This window comes from Marinobacterium sp. LSUCC0821 (assembly GCF_012848475.1).
Lineage (GTDB): Bacteria > Pseudomonadota > Gammaproteobacteria > Pseudomonadales > Balneatricaceae > Marinobacterium_E.
This window is the reverse complement of record NZ_CP051666.1, coordinates 1261295-1277307: the sequence shown is the minus strand read 5'-3', so window position 1 is coordinate 1277307 and position 16013 is coordinate 1261295. Positions and strand designations below refer to the sequence as shown.

Annotated in this window: 14 protein-coding genes; 12 read left to right on the top strand and 2 right to left on the bottom strand. The window is 48.1% G+C overall.

Going from position 1 to position 16013, the window contains the following annotated elements; all coding sequences use genetic code 11:
- Positions 1–15 precede the first annotated feature (15 nt).
- From serC to HH196_RS05980, 11 genes are all read left to right on the top strand, one after another.
- A complete protein-coding gene (gene serC / locus HH196_RS06030) occupies positions 16–1095 on the top strand; it encodes a 3-phosphoserine/phosphohydroxythreonine transaminase (RefSeq protein WP_169451253.1) in 1080 nt (359 codons plus the stop codon).
- A 2-nt stretch (positions 1096–1097) separates the two neighbouring features.
- Positions 1098–1898 (top strand): chorismate mutase, encoded by an 801-nt coding sequence (gene pheA, locus HH196_RS06025; RefSeq protein ID WP_248276830.1) that lies wholly within the window; start codon positions 1098–1100, stop codon positions 1896–1898.
- Positions 1899–1910: 12 nt separating this feature from the next.
- Positions 1911–3011, top strand: coding sequence for a histidinol-phosphate transaminase (hisC, locus tag HH196_RS06020; protein ID WP_169451252.1), 1101 nt, complete (start codon positions 1911–1913; stop codon positions 3009–3011).
- Complete coding sequence (locus HH196_RS06015) at positions 3011–5218, top strand: prephenate dehydrogenase/arogenate dehydrogenase family protein (RefSeq protein ID WP_169451251.1); 2208 nt, start codon at positions 3011–3013, stop codon at positions 5216–5218. Before hisC ends, HH196_RS06015 begins: the two co-directional genes overlap by 1 nt.
- Before the next feature lie 3 nt (positions 5219–5221).
- Positions 5222–5920 (top strand): (d)CMP kinase, encoded by a 699-nt coding sequence (gene cmk / locus HH196_RS06010; RefSeq protein ID WP_169451250.1) that lies wholly within the window; start codon positions 5222–5224, stop codon positions 5918–5920.
- A 24-nt stretch (positions 5921–5944) separates the two neighbouring features.
- Positions 5945–7627, top strand: coding sequence for a 30S ribosomal protein S1 (gene rpsA, locus HH196_RS06005; protein WP_169451249.1), 1683 nt, complete (start codon positions 5945–5947; stop codon positions 7625–7627).
- Positions 7628–7685: 58 nt separating this feature from the next.
- A complete protein-coding gene (locus HH196_RS06000; RefSeq protein ID WP_169451248.1) occupies positions 7686–7982 on the top strand; it encodes an integration host factor subunit beta in 297 nt (98 codons plus the stop codon).
- Between the two features lie 8 nt (positions 7983–7990).
- Entirely contained in the window at positions 7991–8293 is a 303-nt protein-coding gene (locus tag HH196_RS05995; RefSeq protein WP_169451247.1) for a LapA family protein, read from the top strand.
- Positions 8293–9474 (top strand): lipopolysaccharide assembly protein LapB, encoded by a 1182-nt coding sequence (gene lapB / locus HH196_RS05990; RefSeq protein ID WP_169451246.1) that lies wholly within the window; start codon positions 8293–8295, stop codon positions 9472–9474. The genes HH196_RS05995 and lapB overlap by 1 nt, the downstream gene beginning before the upstream one ends.
- 1 nt (position 9475) lies before the next feature.
- Positions 9476–10204, top strand: coding sequence for an orotidine-5'-phosphate decarboxylase (gene pyrF, locus HH196_RS05985; RefSeq protein WP_169451245.1), 729 nt, complete (start codon positions 9476–9478; stop codon positions 10202–10204).
- Between the two features lie 213 nt (positions 10205–10417).
- On the top strand, positions 10418–10708 hold the full coding sequence (locus tag HH196_RS05980; protein ID WP_169451244.1) for a helix-hairpin-helix domain-containing protein: 291 nt from the start codon (positions 10418–10420) through the stop codon (positions 10706–10708).
- 110 nt (positions 10709–10818) lie between these two features.
- Here the strand turns inward: HH196_RS05980 and HH196_RS05975 are convergent, their stop codons facing one another.
- Positions 10819–12075, bottom strand: coding sequence for a glycerate kinase (locus HH196_RS05975; RefSeq protein WP_169451243.1), 1257 nt, complete (start codon positions 12073–12075; stop codon positions 10819–10821).
- Between the two features lie 22 nt (positions 12076–12097).
- Positions 12098–12997 (bottom strand): AEC family transporter, encoded by a 900-nt coding sequence (locus HH196_RS05970; protein ID WP_169451242.1) that lies wholly within the window; start codon positions 12995–12997, stop codon positions 12098–12100.
- A 347-nt stretch (positions 12998–13344) separates the two neighbouring features.
- Between HH196_RS05970 and aceE the strand changes: the two genes are divergently transcribed.
- The gene (aceE, locus tag HH196_RS05965; protein ID WP_248276829.1) at positions 13345–16002 is read left to right on the top strand and encodes a pyruvate dehydrogenase (acetyl-transferring), homodimeric type; all 2658 of its coding nucleotides are present in this window, start codon (positions 13345–13347) and stop codon (positions 16000–16002) included.
- Positions 16003–16013 lie beyond the last annotated feature (11 nt).

The following is a 16013-nucleotide window of genomic DNA, read 5'->3' as shown; positions in this document are numbered from 1 at the left end:
GATTTGATTTAGAAAATGAGTCGTCTTTTTAACTTCAGCGCAGGTCCAGCTGCGCTGCCAACCGAAGTGTTGGAAATTGCTCAGGCAGAGATGCTTGATTGGCACAACAAAGGTCTCTCTATTATGGAGATGAGCCATCGTAGTGCCGAATTTATTAGTGTTGCTGAAACTGCTGAGCAGGATCTTCGTGAGCTAATGGGTATTAGCGACGATTACGCTGTCCTGTTCCTGCAGGGTGGTGCGACTAGCCAATTTGCTATGGTGCCAATGAACTTGGCCTCACGCGGTAAAGCGGCATACGTCAATACCGGTGTCTGGTCTAAGAAGGCTATTAAAGAGGCAAAATTATTCGCGGATGTAGAGGTTGTTGCCTCGACTGAAGAGGGTAATTTTACTCGTGCACCAGAGCAGTCGGATATCGTATTACCTAACGGTGCTGCATATCTGCACTACACAACCAATGAGACTATCGGTGGTGTACAGTTCGATTACATTCCTAATACAGGTGCTGTGCCACTTGTTGCTGATATGTCATCAGACATTCTTTCTGCACCCGTGGATGTCTCTAAGTTTGGTTTGATCTACGCCGGCGCCCAGAAAAATATTGGTCCTGCTGGTATTACGGTTGTCATTGTTCGTAAAGATCTGCTTGGAGCTCCTCTAGCGGGCACGCCTACAATGTATGACTACGCTGTTCATGCTGCTGAAGATTCTATGCACAATACGCCGGCAACCTTTGCATGGTACTTATCTGGCTTAGTGTTCAAGTGGCTAAAAGCTCAGGGTGGTTTGTCTGCGATTGAAGTTGTTAACCGTCGCAAAGCGTCAAAACTATACGCTGCAATTGATGCGAGTGACTTCTTCGCTAACCCAGTGGCGATTAATAACCGCTCGGTCATGAACGTTCCATTTACCTTGGCTGATGCTGAGTTAGATAAGCCTTTCCTTGTTGAAGCTGAAGCGGCTGGTCTGCTCAACCTTAAGGGCCATCGCTCTGTGGGTGGTATGCGTGCAAGTATCTATAACGCCGTACCTGAAGCCGCGGTTGATGCACTTATCGACTTCATGCGTGACTTTGAGCAGCGTCGAGGCTAACAGTGAGCTCTGTTAAGTTGTTTGATGGAGATACCCAAGAGCAAGCTCTTGGGCGTGTCCGTGCTGAGATCGACGCTATCGATCTGCAGATTCAAACACTGCTTAATCGTCGTGCTGAATGTGCTCAGCGTGTGGCTGATATCAAACATGCGTTTGGCGCTGACTCCCCAGTATTTTACCGTCCAGAGCGTGAGGCGCAGGTTTTGCGTCGCGCGATGGAGCGTAACGAGGGGCCGTTGCCAGGTAAAGAGATAGCTCGCCTATTTCGCGAGGTGATGTCAGTCTGTTTGGCACATGAGCATCCCATGAATATCGGCTTTTTGGCTTGTGAGTCAGAAGCAGCTGCCCTCAAGCAGTTTGGTCATTCAGTTACTCCTATCTCATTTTCGAATGCCTCTGTGATGTTCAATGCATTGGCTGATGGTGAACTCCACTATGCGTTAGTTGAGTTAAGCTCAGTTAGCGAAAGTGTTGATAAGAGCTCTAATCTCCTCGCTCTTCTAACTGCCCATCCCTTTAATGTTGTCGGTGAAGTTGAATTGGCCGATCGCCAATATCGCGTATTGGGTCAGCAAGATATTAGCCCATCAGGTGTTGATAAGAGTGCAGCGATTATAAGTGGCATTAGCTCGATTGAGTTGTCGAACCTGGATGATCTCGATCTACATGTCACGACTGGTGATCTTACTTACATTGAGTTTTCTAATTACCTAACTGAGCAGGCGTTATCATCGAAGCTTGCAGACTTAGGTGATCATATCTCTTTCCATTTCTTAGGCTCATTTCCACGAGCGGTTATTTAAGGGGCATCTGTTATGGCCTGTGATCAAATTGAGTTAGCGGTTTCCGGTGTTCAGCAGTTAAGCCCTTACCAAGCGGGTAAGCCAATTGAAGAGCTTGAGCGCGAATTGGGAATCACGAATAGCATTAAGCTTGCTAGTAATGAGAACCCACTGGGACCAAGTGCAAAAGCGCTAGCTGCAGCTCGAGAAGCACTGTCTGAAGTGACGCTATACCCAGATGCATCGGGCCATCGGTTGAAATCTGTGTTGTCCGCTAAGTACGGCCTTAGTAATGACCAATTAACCCTAGGCAATGGTTCTAATGACCTGCTTGAGTTGATTGCGCGCGTCTTTGTTCGCCCAGGGGATCAGGTTATCTTCTCTGAATATGCGTTTATTGTGTACCCGCTTGTGACGCAGGCGTGTTGTGCGCAAGCAGTGATTACTCCTGCCATTAACTACGGTCATGATCTGGATGCGATGGCGGCAGCGATCAATGAAAAGACACGTCTGATCTACCTCGCAAACCCAAATAACCCAACCGGTACAGTCTTTACGAAGTCTGAGTTGTTAGCGTTTATGGCTAAGGTTCCTGAGTCGGTGATAGTGGTATTGGATGAGGCGTACACTGAGTATTTAACGGCTGAAAACATGCCGGATGGTCTTGAGCTTGTTCCAAAGTTTAGCAATTTGATCGTGACGCGTACCTTCTCCAAAGCATGGGGTTTGGCGGGTCTGCGTTTAGGTTTTGCCTATGCATCGACACAGCTTACAGATCTTTTGAATCGTGTTCGTCAGCCATTTAACGTCAATATTGCGGCGTTAGCAGCTGCAGAGGCCGTACTGGATGATGCGGAATACCTGGCTAAAAGTCGCCAAGTTAATAGTGATGGCTTGATTCAGTTAGCTGCTGGGCTTTCTAAGTTGGGAATCGAGTTTATACCTAGCCAGGGCAACTTCATTACGATTGATCTTAAGCAGCCATCGATGCCTGTTTATGAAGCTCTGTTACGTGAGGGTGTCATCGTGCGCCCTGTTGGTATCTACAAGTTGCCTAACCATTTACGTGTCAGTGTTGGATTGGAGTCTGAAAATGACCGATTCCTAACGGCGCTGGAGAAGGTGTTGGGCTAATGAGTTTCTCTACACGCACTATTTTAGTTGTCGGTTTAGGGTTGATTGGTGGCTCGTTTGCTCGAGCTGCACGCCTTTTGCCGCAGGTAGAGCGTGTGATCGGTTTTGACCTCAATAAGGAGGAGTGTGATCTAGCACTCGCTTTGGAGGTTGTAGATGAGGTCGCGACTGACTTGGAGTCAGGGGTAAAGGCGGCTGATTTGGTGATGTTAGCCGTGCCGGTAAAAGCGATTGAGACGGTCATGGCTCAAATCTCGCCCTGGTTGAGTGAAGATACAATTCTCAGTGATGTGGGTAGTACTAAACTCAATATCGTAGATGCGGCTCGTCAAATTTGGCCTGTTTTGCCTGCTGGGTTTGTTCCAGGCCATCCGATTGCAGGAACTGAGAAGAGTGGTGTGGCCGCTTCAATCGTAGACCTGTTTAATCATCGTAAAGTATTGCTGACACCCACCGAACGAAGTGATTCAGAGGCGACTATCGCGCTTGCAAGACTTTGGCAGTCGATGGGTGCTGAGGTGGTTCAAATGGACCCGCTGCGTCACGATCAGGTGCTTGCGGCGACCAGTCATCTCCCTCATCTTTTGGCCTTCTCGCTAGTGGATACCCTAGCCGCTGAAGCTGAGAGTACCGATATATTTCGCTATGCAGCGGGCGGCTTTAGAGACTTTACTCGCATAGCAGCAAGTGACCCGACCATGTGGCACGATGTCTGCTTTGCAAATAAAGATCAGTTACTTGAGCAGATTGATCGTTTTACAGCGGGTGTCGCCCAGTTAAGGGAAGCAGTTGCCCAGGGCGATAGCCAGACACTTACTGGAATATTTACCCGTGCCAAAGTGTCTCGTGAGCACTTCTCTCGTGTTCTTGAACGCGCGGGCTATGCTGAGTTAAAAGGCGATGTACCAGCGACCTTTTCAACGACACCGACTCAGATGCTACAGGGCTCTATTCGAACACCTGGTGATAGATCTATATCCCATCGTGCCGTGATGTTGGCTGCAATCGCTGAGGGTGTTTCTGATATTGATGGTTTTATCGAGAGCGAAGATAGCTTGGCAACAATTCAGGTATTTCGTGATCTGGGTGTTGTCATAGAGGGTCCGCATCAGGGGCGTGTTCGTGTCTATGGTGTAGGTTTGCACGGTTTGCAGGCACCTTCAGGTCCGCTCTATTTTGGTAACTCTTCAACTTCTCTTCGTATGTTTGTTGGTCTCTTGGCAGCGCAGCCATTTAATTCAGTTATTACTGGAAGTGAGATCCTCTCTCAACAGCAGTTTAATGACGTGATTGAGCCCTTGAGAGAGATGGGAGCTAGCATTGAGTCCAATCTGGGTTGTTTGCCTATTCACATCAATGGCAATCAAACGCTGAAGGCGTTCAGCTTCGCACCTATTCACTCAAGTGCGCAGGTTAAGGCCTCGTTGATTATGGCTGCGATGTCAGCTAATCAGCCGCTTGAAATTATTGAGCCGAACATAACGCGCGACCACACCGAACGCCTGCTTGAGGGTTTTGGTGTGAAGCTTGAGCGTGATCGTCGCAACCTATCACTGCCAATCAATAATCGTCTTTTAGGCAGTTGTGTCCAGATTCCTGCGGATTTAAGTTTTGCGCTGGCATTTGCCCTTGGCGGTTTAATCACAGAGGGTTCTGATCTTGTGATTGAGAACGCGGGCGTTAACCCTACGCGAATGGCATCCGTACGACTCTTGTCACGCATGGGTGCGCACCTTGTCCCTCACAATGAGCGCAACAGTAATGGTGAGCCGGTTGCTGACCTTGAAGTGCGTTCAGCAACACTGCAAGGCATCGATTGCTTGAGTAGTGAGTTGGCTGGTGTGGGTGATGAGCTGCCGCTGTTAATGGTCGCGATGTGTTGCGCCCAGAGTGAATCGCATCTATTGGGTATCGATCGCTTACCGGTTCGTCAGTTGGAATTACTGAAGATAACAGTCGAGCAATTGCGATCTGCTGGCGCTGACATCGAAATGACAGAATCAGAAGTTAACATAGCGCCGGTTCAAGCCTGGAGTGCAGTCAACCTTGATGCGGGTGAGCATCCAATTTTAGCGCTTGCACTTGTGATGGTGAGCTTAAAGTTTGATCGTTCCGTGAAGATTTCCGGCTGTCGCAGTTTAAGTACGGCGTTTCCTGAGCATCTAGAACAGGCTCGACGCGTCGGAATACGGTTAATTAAGGAGTAGTGGATGACCCTGCAGAGTGAAAACAAGGTGCCAGTGATTACAGTTGATGGCCCAAGTGGATCGGGTAAAGGTACTATCTGTCGACTCTTATCTCAGCGTTTAGGATGGAGTCTGCTTGATAGCGGAGCGCTATATCGCTTAACAGCTCTAGCTGCAGCTCACCATGGCGTGCCAATGGATGATGTTGAAGCCTTGCAGGTCATTGCCGCTCATTTGGATGTTCGCTTTGTGGCGAGTGACCAAAATTCAGAAGGGATGATTCTTCTCGAGGGTGAGGATGTCACTCACGCAATTCGTGCAGAGCAGGTAGGTAACGACGCATCCAAGGTTGCCTCGCTCGGTCCTGTGCGTGAAGCGTTACTGCAGAGACAGCGAGATTTTGCGATCGCACCAGGTCTTATAGGCGACGGTCGCGACATGGGTACAGTGGTGTTTCCAGATGCAAATTTGAAGATCTATCTTGACGCCTCTGCCGAGGTGCGTGCAGATCGTCGCTATAAGCAGTTGATAGATAAGGGGCTCAGTGCTAGCCTTGAAGATATCTTGCGCGACATCCGTGCGCGTGATGATCGCGATATGAATCGAGCAGTTGCCCCTTTGTGCCCTGCTGATGACGCAATAATACTCGATAGTACAGCGATGACTATCGATGAGGTACTGAACAGAGTGTTAGAAGAGGCACGCCATAAAGGCTTGCGCTAATACTCATTAACTGAGGCTTAGACCATGAGCGAAAGCTTTGCCGATCTGTTTGAAGCGAGTCTAGAACAGGTCAACATGAACCCGGGTTCAATTATTACCGGGACTGTTGTTGGGATCGAAAACGACTTTGTTGTTGTTAATGCCGGTCTCAAATCGGATGGCGTAATTCCTATTGAGCAGTTCAAGAACGCTAAGGGCGAACTTGAGGTTGCTGTAGGTGATGAAGTACAGGTTGCACTAGAGTCGTTGGAAGACGGTTTTGGTGAGACAAAACTTTCGCGTGAACGAGCGAAACGTGCCGAAGCTTGGGTTGTGCTTGAGAAAGCCTTCGAAGCGGGCGAGATCATTTCTGGTCGCGTCAGTGGTCGAGTTCGTGGTGGTCTAACAGTTACAGTTAACGGTTTAAGTGCCTTCCTACCAGGTTCTTTGGTTGATAGTCGTCCTCTTCGTGACACAAGTCACCTTGAAGGTCAGGACATCGAGATCAAAATTGTTAAGATCGATGAGCGTACTAACAATATCGTAGTATCGCGACGAGCTGTTCTCGAAGAGGCTAACAGCGAAGAGCGCGATAAGCTTCTTGAACAGATGGAAGAGGGTATGACTCTGAAAGGTATCGTCAAGAACCTTACAGACTACGGTGCCTTCATCGATCTAGGTGGTGTAGATGGTCTTCTACACATTACCGACATCTCATGGCAGCGTATTAAACACCCAAGCGAAAAACTGAATGTGGGTGATGAGATCGATGTCAAAGTACTTAAGTACGATCAAGAGAAGAAACGCGTATCTCTTGGTATGAAACAGCTTGAGTCTGATCCTTGGACAACTGCAATTGAAAACTTCGCAGTGGGTCAGCGTGTTCAGGCACGTGTAACTAAGTTGGCTGATTACGGCTGTTTTGCTGAGATTGGTCCTGGTGTTGAAGGTCTAGTTCACGTCTCTGAAATGGATTGGACTAACCGCAACATCCACCCATCTAAAGTGGTTCAGGTTGGCGAAGAGATTGAAGTTCAGGTTCTGGATATTGATCAACAGCGTCGTCGAATCTCCTTGGGTATCAAACAGTGCCGTGAAAACCCATGGAACGCTTTTGCATCTACTTGCAAAAAAGGTGACAAGGTTTCAGGTAACATCCGCTCAATCACAGACTTTGGTATCTTTATCGGCCTAGATGGCGGTATCGATGGCCTAGTTCACCTATCTGATATCTCTTGGGATGTAGCGGGTGAAGAGGCTGTTAAGGCTTACAACAAGGGCGATACCATTGAAGCGGTTGTTCAGTCGGTTGACGCTGAGCGCGAGCGTATCTCTTTGAGTATTAAGGCTCTGGCTTCAGATCCATTCACAAATTTCGCTGAGTCGAATGCGAAGGGTGCTGTGATCAAAGGTGACGTTGTCGCTGTTGATGCTCGCCAGGCTGAGATTTCAGTTGCTGAGGGTTTGACGGCAATCCTGAAAGTTTCTGAGTTTGCGCGTGAGCGTACAGAAGATCTAAGTGCTGAGCTCTCTGTTGGTGATTCTGTTGAGGCTATGGTTCATAGTGTTGACCGTCGTAACCGTTCTATCTTCCTGTCGATCAAAGCGATGGAAGCTAAAGAGCAGCAAGCAGCTATGAAAGCGGTTCAACAGAACCAGACTGAAGAAACTGCAGGTCCAACGACCATCGGTGATCTTATCAAAGAGCAGATGGGCAAGAAGGATTAACCTTCAAATATGAGAGATAGCGTTGCTATCTCTCAGTTCCTAATGGATGGGAGAGGGTATGACAAAATCTGAGTTAATCGAACGCCTAATTGAGAGGCATCCTGAGCTTTCAGTTAAGGATGTGGAATTGGCCGTGAAGATAATGCTAAACCACATGGCTGACACGCTCTCAGATGGTGAACGCATCGAAATTCGTGGGTTTGGAAGTTTCTCTCTCCATTACCGAGCACCTCGAGTGGGACGTAACCCTAAAACGGGTGAGTCTGTCTCTTTAGGTTCTAAATATGTACCCCATTTTAAGCCTGGTAAAGAGCTGCGTGAGCAGGTTAATGCCAGTCTCAAAGATGAACGCTAGGGGTTAGTGTGCGAGCAATTAAACTCCTCATTACCATCCTCTTGGCACTTGCTGTTCTTTTGACAGGGGTGCTATTCACGATCCACAACACAACGCCTGTCGTCATCGATCTTGTGTGGATTAAATTACCGGAAGCGAGTCTATCTATCTGGCTTATCTCAACTCTGGTGGTTGGTGTGTTAATTGGTATGGTGCTGACCAGTGCGCGTTCACTCTCTTTGCGTGCCCGTTTGATGAGCAGTAACCGTAAACAACGAATTGCTGAACAAAAACTGGAGACGCTTCAGAACGAGGCGCACAAAGTTACCTGATGTCCACCAGCTCTTCGCTAATGCTTCTGGCGCTTTTCTTGGTTGCCATCGCGTTGGGATGGTACTTAAGTTTTCGTCACTACCGTAAATTACGTCGTAATCAATCGCTGCCTCCGGCTTATCTTTCAGGTCTTGATCACCTTATTGATAACCGTACAGAGGAGGCGATTGAGTCATTCATTCAGGCCCTAGAGGTCAATTCTGATAACCTCCCTGCACACATAGCGCTCGCAAAATTATTGCGCCGCAAAGGTGATATAGAGCGTGCAGTGAGTATCCACGAGAAGATGCTGCAGCGATCAGACCTAAGTGTTTATGATCGCCAGCGCGTCAAATTGGCGCTTGCCCGTGATTTCTTTGCACTGGGCCTCCTCGATAGAGCAGAAGATGCGGCTCGTCCTTTAGCGCTACAAAGTGATTATCCTGAGCTGAAATTTCGTGCGTTAACTCTATTGATTCGACTCTACGAGCAAGAGGGTGAATGGAGCCAGGCTCTCGTTACAGCAGACACTCTGCCAGTCAAAGAGCGTAAGCAATTGACGACTGAGTTAGCTCACTACCATTGTGAACTTGCAATGCAACATCTTGCTTCTAGTGATTTTGATTCAGCTGTAAAGGCGCTAGAGACTGCAATTACGACGGATAGTGAATGTGTTCGAGCAAACTTGATGCTAGCGCGTGTCTACATGCAGCAGGCGCAATGGCGCCAGGCAATTCAGGCGCTTCAGTCTGTCGCAGATCAAGAGGCGATGTTTATTCCCGAGACCCTTACGCCACTGCGTCGCTGTTACGAAGCGTTGGGCGAGGAGTCTCATCTGCAACGTTACCTAAGCGGTTTGATGCGCAAAGCACCCTCAACAAGTGTGATGCTCGCTTTAGCTGAGCTTAAACGTGATCGTGAAGGTGTGTTTGCAGCGGGTCTGTTCATTACTGAATCACTTAAGCAGCGCCCTTCGGTTAAGGGTTTTAACCGACTTATTGATATGCATATTGAGCATGGTTCAGCGAGCGCGCGGGAAAGTCTACTTAATCTCAGAAGTTTGACACAGCAACTTGAGATGTCGAAACCCGTTTATCGTTGTCACCATTGTGGCTATTCAGGGCGTAATTTAGTTTGGCAGTGTCCATCCTGTAAGCGATGGGGTAGTATCCGCCCGATTCAAGGTTTAGAAGGTGAGTAAGATGATTGAAGATAATAAACGCGTGATTGTGGCTCTAGATTACCCAGATGCCGATTCTGCTATTGCTATGGCGCAGCGTCTTGATCCAGCTATCTCACGAGTGAAGGTCGGTAAAGAGCTATTTACTCGCTGTGGTCCATCGATCGTAGAGCGTCTTCAAGGTCTAGGTTTTGAGTTGTTTCTTGATCTTAAGTTTCACGATATACCTAACACGGTAGCCAAGGCCTGTGGTGTTGCTGCTGAGCTAGGTGTGTGGATGGTGAACGTGCATGCAAGTGGTGGTCGTCGTATGATGGAAGCTGCTCGTGAAGAGGTTGAGAAACGCTCAGTCGGACCTGCGCGAACCTCCCTGATAGCCGTTACGGTTCTAACTAGTATGGAACGATCAGATCTTGCTGAGATGGGATTGGACATTGAGCCTATTGAACAGGTTAAGCGTTTAGCGGCATTGACTGAGCGTTCTGGATTGGATGGTGTTGTCTGCTCGGCTCAAGAGGCCTCTGCAATTCGTCAGCTTGCTGGTGATAACTTCCAGCTCATCACTCCAGGAATTCGTCCTGCTGGATCAGAGGTGGGCGACCAGCGTCGTATTATGACTCCTGCGGATGCAATCGCTGCCGGTAGTACCTATCTGGTTGTTGGTCGTCCAATTACGGGTGCTACCGATCCTAAAGCCGCAGCACTTGCTGTGCAGGCTGAGGTGGATGCGGCGCTGACTGCTTCTCTTTAAGCACCCTTAAGGGTCTGACTTTCAGCCTGATACCATTTTCTAAGTACAAATATCTCGAATAACCGCTGCTAGTGTCGTGTCAGGCTGAAGCCAGACTCGATGCTTCGTACAAAAAAATATAAATATTTTTTGGCGAATTTCGAATCTATGGTCTAGTTTGAATAGTGAGAGTAAGGATTGCTCTCATTTCTAATAAGACATGGAGGTTCATTTATGAACAGCAAAACCCTAACGACTAAACTTCTTTCGGCTGCAATCGGTGGTCTATTTTCTATCTCTGCCTTGGCCGGCTTTCCTGTAAATATTAATAGTGCTGACGCAGTTGAGATTGCGCAGGCGCTGGATGGTGTCGGTCAATCTAAAGCGGAAGCGATTGTTGCCTACCGAGATGCCAATGGGCCGTTTGCGACCAAGGAGCAACTGACCTCCGTTCGTGGTATCGGCTTGGCGACCCTTGAGAAGAATTTTGAAAACATCATGCTAGAGAACGGTCAGGCTAACTAAGGCGAATTAGGTGTCAGACCGGAGTCAGGCACCATTTCTAAGCCACCTAGCAACTACCAGGGTCAGACCAACGGTCTGACCCTACAGTCTTGCACCTTCCAACCTCTGGTTTATGCTCCCTTCGGCATAACCAATATCGCTCTAAAGTCGTTCACATTCGTCAGAGTTGGACCTGTGATTATCTGAGACTGAATGGCGGCAAAAAAAGTGTGTGCGTCGTTGTTATTTAGTGCCTGCTCTGCACTAATCCCCGCACTTCTGGCCTTCTCTAGGGTCTCCGGTCCAGCGTATGCACCAGCAACTTCTGCAGCACCATCAACCCCGTCGGTATCACAGGCAAGTACATGGATCTGTGGGTGACCATCTGCCGCAATCGCCGCCGCTAAGGTGTACTCTGCATTAGGGCCACCGATGCCGCTTCCACGTTTAGTGACCGTAACTTCGCCACCTGAAAGAATTAGCACTGGGCGAGTCATAGGTTTTACTGCCACATCTTTGGCGAGTTTGATCTGTGCAATAGCAAGCTCACGTGCCTCGCCTTCAAGATCATCGCCTAATACTGAGACCTCACACCCCGCTTGCTCGGCAACTTGTTTGGCTGCGGCAAGAGATTGTGAGGGTGCTGCGTAGATTAGGTTGGTTGTTTTGCTAAGGCGCTTGTCTGAAGTTTTAACGACTCCACTCGGTTTTGAGAGCGCTACTTCAACTGAGCTTGGTATCTCAATCTTATACCTTTCAAGTATCGCTCTTGCATCTTCAACTGTTGAGTTATCTCCAACAGTTGGACCGGAGCCTATGAATGCAGGGTCATCGCCTGGTATATCAGAGATCATCAGGCTAAGTAGCTCAGCTGGGTAGCTAGCAGCTGCGAGTTGTCCACCCTTAACATTACTTAGATGTTTTCTAACGATATTCATCTGAGTAATAGGGGCCCCGCTGGCGAGTAGATCACTATTGAGTTTCTGTTTTTCCTCAAGTGTGATTCTCCCTGCTGGAGAGGTGAGAAGGGCGGACGCGCCGCCTGAAATTAGAGCGAGGATATAGGTGTTCTCATCAGCACTTTTTACAAGCTCTAAAATACGATTGGTTGCTTTAAGTCCTGCAAGATCTGGAACAGGGTGGGCAGCTTCAACAATCTCAATACCCTTGCAAGGGCGTGCATATCCGTATCGTGTAATCACCAGCCCCTCACAAGGTCCCCAATGAGCTTCAACCGCTTCAGCCATTCGAGCGCTCGCTTTGCCTGCGCCAATAACCAAAATTCGCTTGTTGGGTTTTTCTGGTAGTGCCGATGCAAGGGTCTGCATGGGATCCGCAGCGGTCACTGCAGCTCGGAAAAGCTCTGTTAAAAACTGCTTTGTATCCATTATTTACCCTTTATGACCTTTGCTACAGGATAAAGAAGAGTGTGGCTGGAATAATGACCAGGCTAGCAATGTTGCCAATTAATACTATCGAAGCAACGACTTGCGGCTCTTGGTTATATCGCTCTGAGAACATGTAGTTAAGCACAGCCGGTGGTAATACGCTGAATAGCACAATGTACGCGGTGTATTCAGCTGATAGATCCATAATGTAAGCGAAAGGTAGGGCGAAAATTAGACTGCTCAGCGGTGAGAAAATGGCGCCATAAAGCCCGATTTTCCAATTGCTCATGTCGACAGTAATCATGCGAACCCCAAGTCCAAACAGCATCAGTGGGATTGAGATTTGCCCAACCATGTCTATGGGGGTCGCAAGCCAGCTTGGCAGTGGCAGTTTAAGCACAGCCCAGCCAAGACCAACAAAGGTTGCTATTACTATTGGGTTGCTGGCAAGTGAACTTAGTTTGGCATTCTCATTAACTATGTGAATGCCAAGGCTGAAGTGCATGAGGTTGCTGACCAGGAACATAACCACAAAAGCTGAGAGTCCTGCATCACCAAATGCAAGGTATGCGAGCGGTAGGCCGAGGTTGCCACAGTTGTTGAACATCATCGGTGGGACAAAGGTTTTAGGGTGAACACCTAGTAATCCAGCGATTGGTTTCATGGCCAGGCCTGCACCTAGTACCATGACTGCCGAACCTAGTGCCAGATCAAGGTGGGCGTAAAGGTCAAAATTCTTACCCGCCATAACACTGAAAATCAGCGCAGGTAGAAAAATGTCCATATTGATACGATTGGCCACCGCCATATCTGGCGCATGCTTTCTTGCGTATAGGTAACCGACAGTGACGATGGCAATAATGGGGAATACCGTCGCAAATACGCGATCCATTAATGAGAGAAGAACAGTGCTGTCGGTCATGAGGTTGGCCAAGGAAATGGATTTATGGGGTAAGCATACGAGAAGCGGGGTGGCCTTTAAAGCTTTGGTTTTTCATATAACGAAAAATTAAGTTAGTTTTCAACGCTTATTCTTTTTGCATGTGCGTAAAAACTTTCACTATTCCGTAGTCAAACTACACGAATGTCGTAATAGTGCTACTGTTGTCGTATAAATGTGTAATATTTGTGGACTATATTGGTGCGTCTGTGTAGTGTAGCTACTTAAGTAGTAGAAAGCTCTCTGCCCATAAGGCGATTGAAGAGCTCAAATTTAATTCCATACGATTAGGCACCGACGGATCCGGTGAGCACATAGGGAGAGATGACGTGAACGACATCATTGAAGATATCGATCCAATTGAAACGGATGAGTGGTTACAGGCACTTGAATCAGTTGCACGTGAAGAGGGTGGCGAACGCGCTGCTTATCTTCTAAAAAAACTTGGCGCTAAAGCGGCTGAGTTAGGTGTGCAGAACTGTTCTGAACTGACTACCCCATACCGCAACACTATTTCACCTAAAGATGAAGCGCCACTTCCTGGCGATCTCTTTATGGAGCGTCGTCTGCGTTCATTCATTCGTTGGAATGCTATGGCGATGGTTATGCGTGCCAATGACAATGAAGATGCATTGGGCGGTCACATCTCCTCTTTCTCATCATCTGCAACGCTTTACGATATCGGTTTCAACCACTTCTTCCGTGGTAATGAAGGCGAGCAGGATGCTGACATGGTCTTCTTCCAAGGCCACATTGCGCCAGGTATTTATGCGCGTGCCTACCTTGAGGGTCGTTTAACTGAAGAGCAGCTAGATAACTTCCGTCGTGAAGTGGATGGTAATGGTCTATCTTCTTACCCACACCCTTGGTTGATGCCCGATTTCTGGCAGTTCCCAACTGTATCTATGGGTCTTGGTCCTATTCAGGCTATCTACCAGGCGCACGTAATGCGCTACCTATCGGCACGCGATCTTGTTAAGCGTGGTGATCGTAAAGTTTGGGCATTCCTGGGTGATGGCGAGTGTGACGAGCCAGAGTCACTAGGTGCTATCTCTCTTGCAGGCCGTGAAGGTCTTGAGAACCTTATCTTCGTTGTTAACTGTAACCTACAGCGCCTCGATGGCCCTGTTCGTGGTAACGGTAAGATTGTTCAGGAACTTGAGTCTGTATTCCGTGGTGCGGGTTGGAACGTAATCAAGTGTCTATGGGGCCGTCATTGGGATCCACTATTTGAGCGTGACACTCATGGTCTTCTTCAGAAGCGCATGGATGAGGTCGTCGATGGTGAACTTCAGAATATGAAGGCCAACGGCGGTGCTTATACTCGTGAACACTTCTTCGGTAAATACCCAGAGCTTCTTGAAATGGTTAAGGATATGTCTGATCAGGACATCATGAACCTTAACCGTGGTGGCCACGACCCATACAAAGTATATGCAGCATACAAAGCGGCTGTTGAACATAAAGGTCAGCCTACTGTCATTCTTGCTCAGACCGTTAAAGGTTACGGTACTGGTAAGTCTGGCGAAGCGAAAAACGACACCCACTCTATGAAGAAGGTGGCGCTAGAAGATCTTAAAGATTTCCGTGATCGCTTCAATCTTCCTGTTGCTGATGATCAGCTTAAAGAGCTTCCATACTACCGTCCGGCTCCTGATTCGCCAGAGATGAAGTACATGCTTGATGCACGTAAACGTCTTGGTGGTTTCTACCCAGTACGCCGTACTGAGTTTGAAAAACTTGAAGTGCCTGCTCTTGAAGCATTTGCAGGTCAGCTTAAATCAAGCGGCGAGCGTTCGCTTTCAACTCAGATGTCACTTAACCGTGTGTTGAGTGCGCTTGTTAAAGACAAGAATGTGGGTGAGCGTATTGTTCCTATCGTGCCTGATGAAGCACGTACCTTCGGTATGGAGGGTATGTTCCGTCAGTTGGGTATCTACACCTCTGAAGGTCAGAAGTACGTACCGCACGATCACGATCAGATCATGTTCTACAAAGAGAGTAAATCAGGTCAGATCCTTGAAGAGGGTATTAACGAGTCAGGTGCATTCTCTGCATGGTTGGCTTGTGCAACTGCCTACTCTAACTCTAACTGCACCATGGTGCCGTTCTACATCTTCTACTCAATGTTCGGCTTCCAGCGCGTTATGGACCTAACTTGGGCTGCGGGTGACTCACAGGCACGTGGTTTCTTGATTGGTGCAACATCTGGCCGTACCACACTGAACGGTGAAGGTCTGCAGCACCAGGATGGTCATAGCCATCTGATGGCTCAAATGATCCCTAACTGTATCTCTTATGACCCAACCTTTGGTTATGAAGTTGCAGTGATCATACAGGACGGTATGCGTCGCATGTACCAGGATCAAGAGAACATGTTCTACTACGTTACAACGCTTAACGAAAACTACCAGCACCCAGAAATGCCTGTAGGTGCTGAAGAGGGTATCGTTAAGGGTATGTACCTGTTCCAAGAAGGTAAGAAGTCTGACAAACGCGTTCAGCTGTTTGGTTGTGGCTCAATCCTGAATGAAGTTATTGCTGGTGCAGAAATACTGCGTGAAGAGTTTGGTGTTGAAGCTGATATTTGGAGCACAACATCAATCAACGAATTGACACGTGATGCTATGGCGGTTGCTCGTTGGAACATGCTTCACCCTGAAGCAGAACCACGTGAAAGCTTCCTGCAGCAGCAGTTGAAAGGCCATGAAGGTCCAGTAATTGCTTCTACGGACTACATGCGCATGTATGCTGAGCAGCTACGTGCTTACATTCCACGTAACTATAAGGTTTTGGGTACTGATGGCTTTGGTCGTTCAGATACACGTGCAAAACTTCGTAGTTTCTTTGAGGTGAACCGTTACTACGTTGCAGTTGCAGCTCTTAAAGCCCTTCAAGAAGAGGGCAAAGTAGAGGCTTCGGTTGTTGCGAATGCGATTCAGAAGTTCAACATCAACCCAGATGCTCCAGCACCTTGGACTGTCTAATCAGGTTGAGA

Bases quoted from the DNA above. Each gene is read 5' to 3' on its own strand.
- hisC (WP_169451252.1), top strand. From the start codon at position 1,911: ATGGCCTGTGATCAAATTGAGTTAGCGGTTTCCGGTGTTCAGCAGTTA.
- serC (WP_169451253.1), top strand. From the start codon at position 16: ATGAGTCGTCTTTTTAACTTCAGCGCAGGTCCAGCTGCGCTGCCAACC.
- HH196_RS05970 (WP_169451242.1), bottom strand. From the start codon at position 12,997: ATGACCGACAGCACTGTTCTTCTCTCATTAATGGATCGCGTATTTGCG.
- pyrF (WP_169451245.1), top strand. From the start codon at position 9,476: ATGATTGAAGATAATAAACGCGTGATTGTGGCTCTAGATTACCCAGAT.
- HH196_RS05980 (WP_169451244.1), top strand. From the start codon at position 10,418: ATGAACAGCAAAACCCTAACGACTAAACTTCTTTCGGCTGCAATCGGT.
- HH196_RS06015 (WP_169451251.1), top strand. From the start codon at position 3,011: ATGAGTTTCTCTACACGCACTATTTTAGTTGTCGGTTTAGGGTTGATT.
- HH196_RS05975 (WP_169451243.1), bottom strand. From the start codon at position 12,075: ATGGATACAAAGCAGTTTTTAACAGAGCTTTTCCGAGCTGCAGTGACC.
- HH196_RS06000 (WP_169451248.1), top strand. From the start codon at position 7,686: ATGACAAAATCTGAGTTAATCGAACGCCTAATTGAGAGGCATCCTGAG.
- cmk (WP_169451250.1), top strand. From the start codon at position 5,222: ATGACCCTGCAGAGTGAAAACAAGGTGCCAGTGATTACAGTTGATGGC.
- lapB (WP_169451246.1), top strand. From the start codon at position 8,293: ATGTCCACCAGCTCTTCGCTAATGCTTCTGGCGCTTTTCTTGGTTGCC.
- rpsA (WP_169451249.1), top strand. From the start codon at position 5,945: ATGAGCGAAAGCTTTGCCGATCTGTTTGAAGCGAGTCTAGAACAGGTC.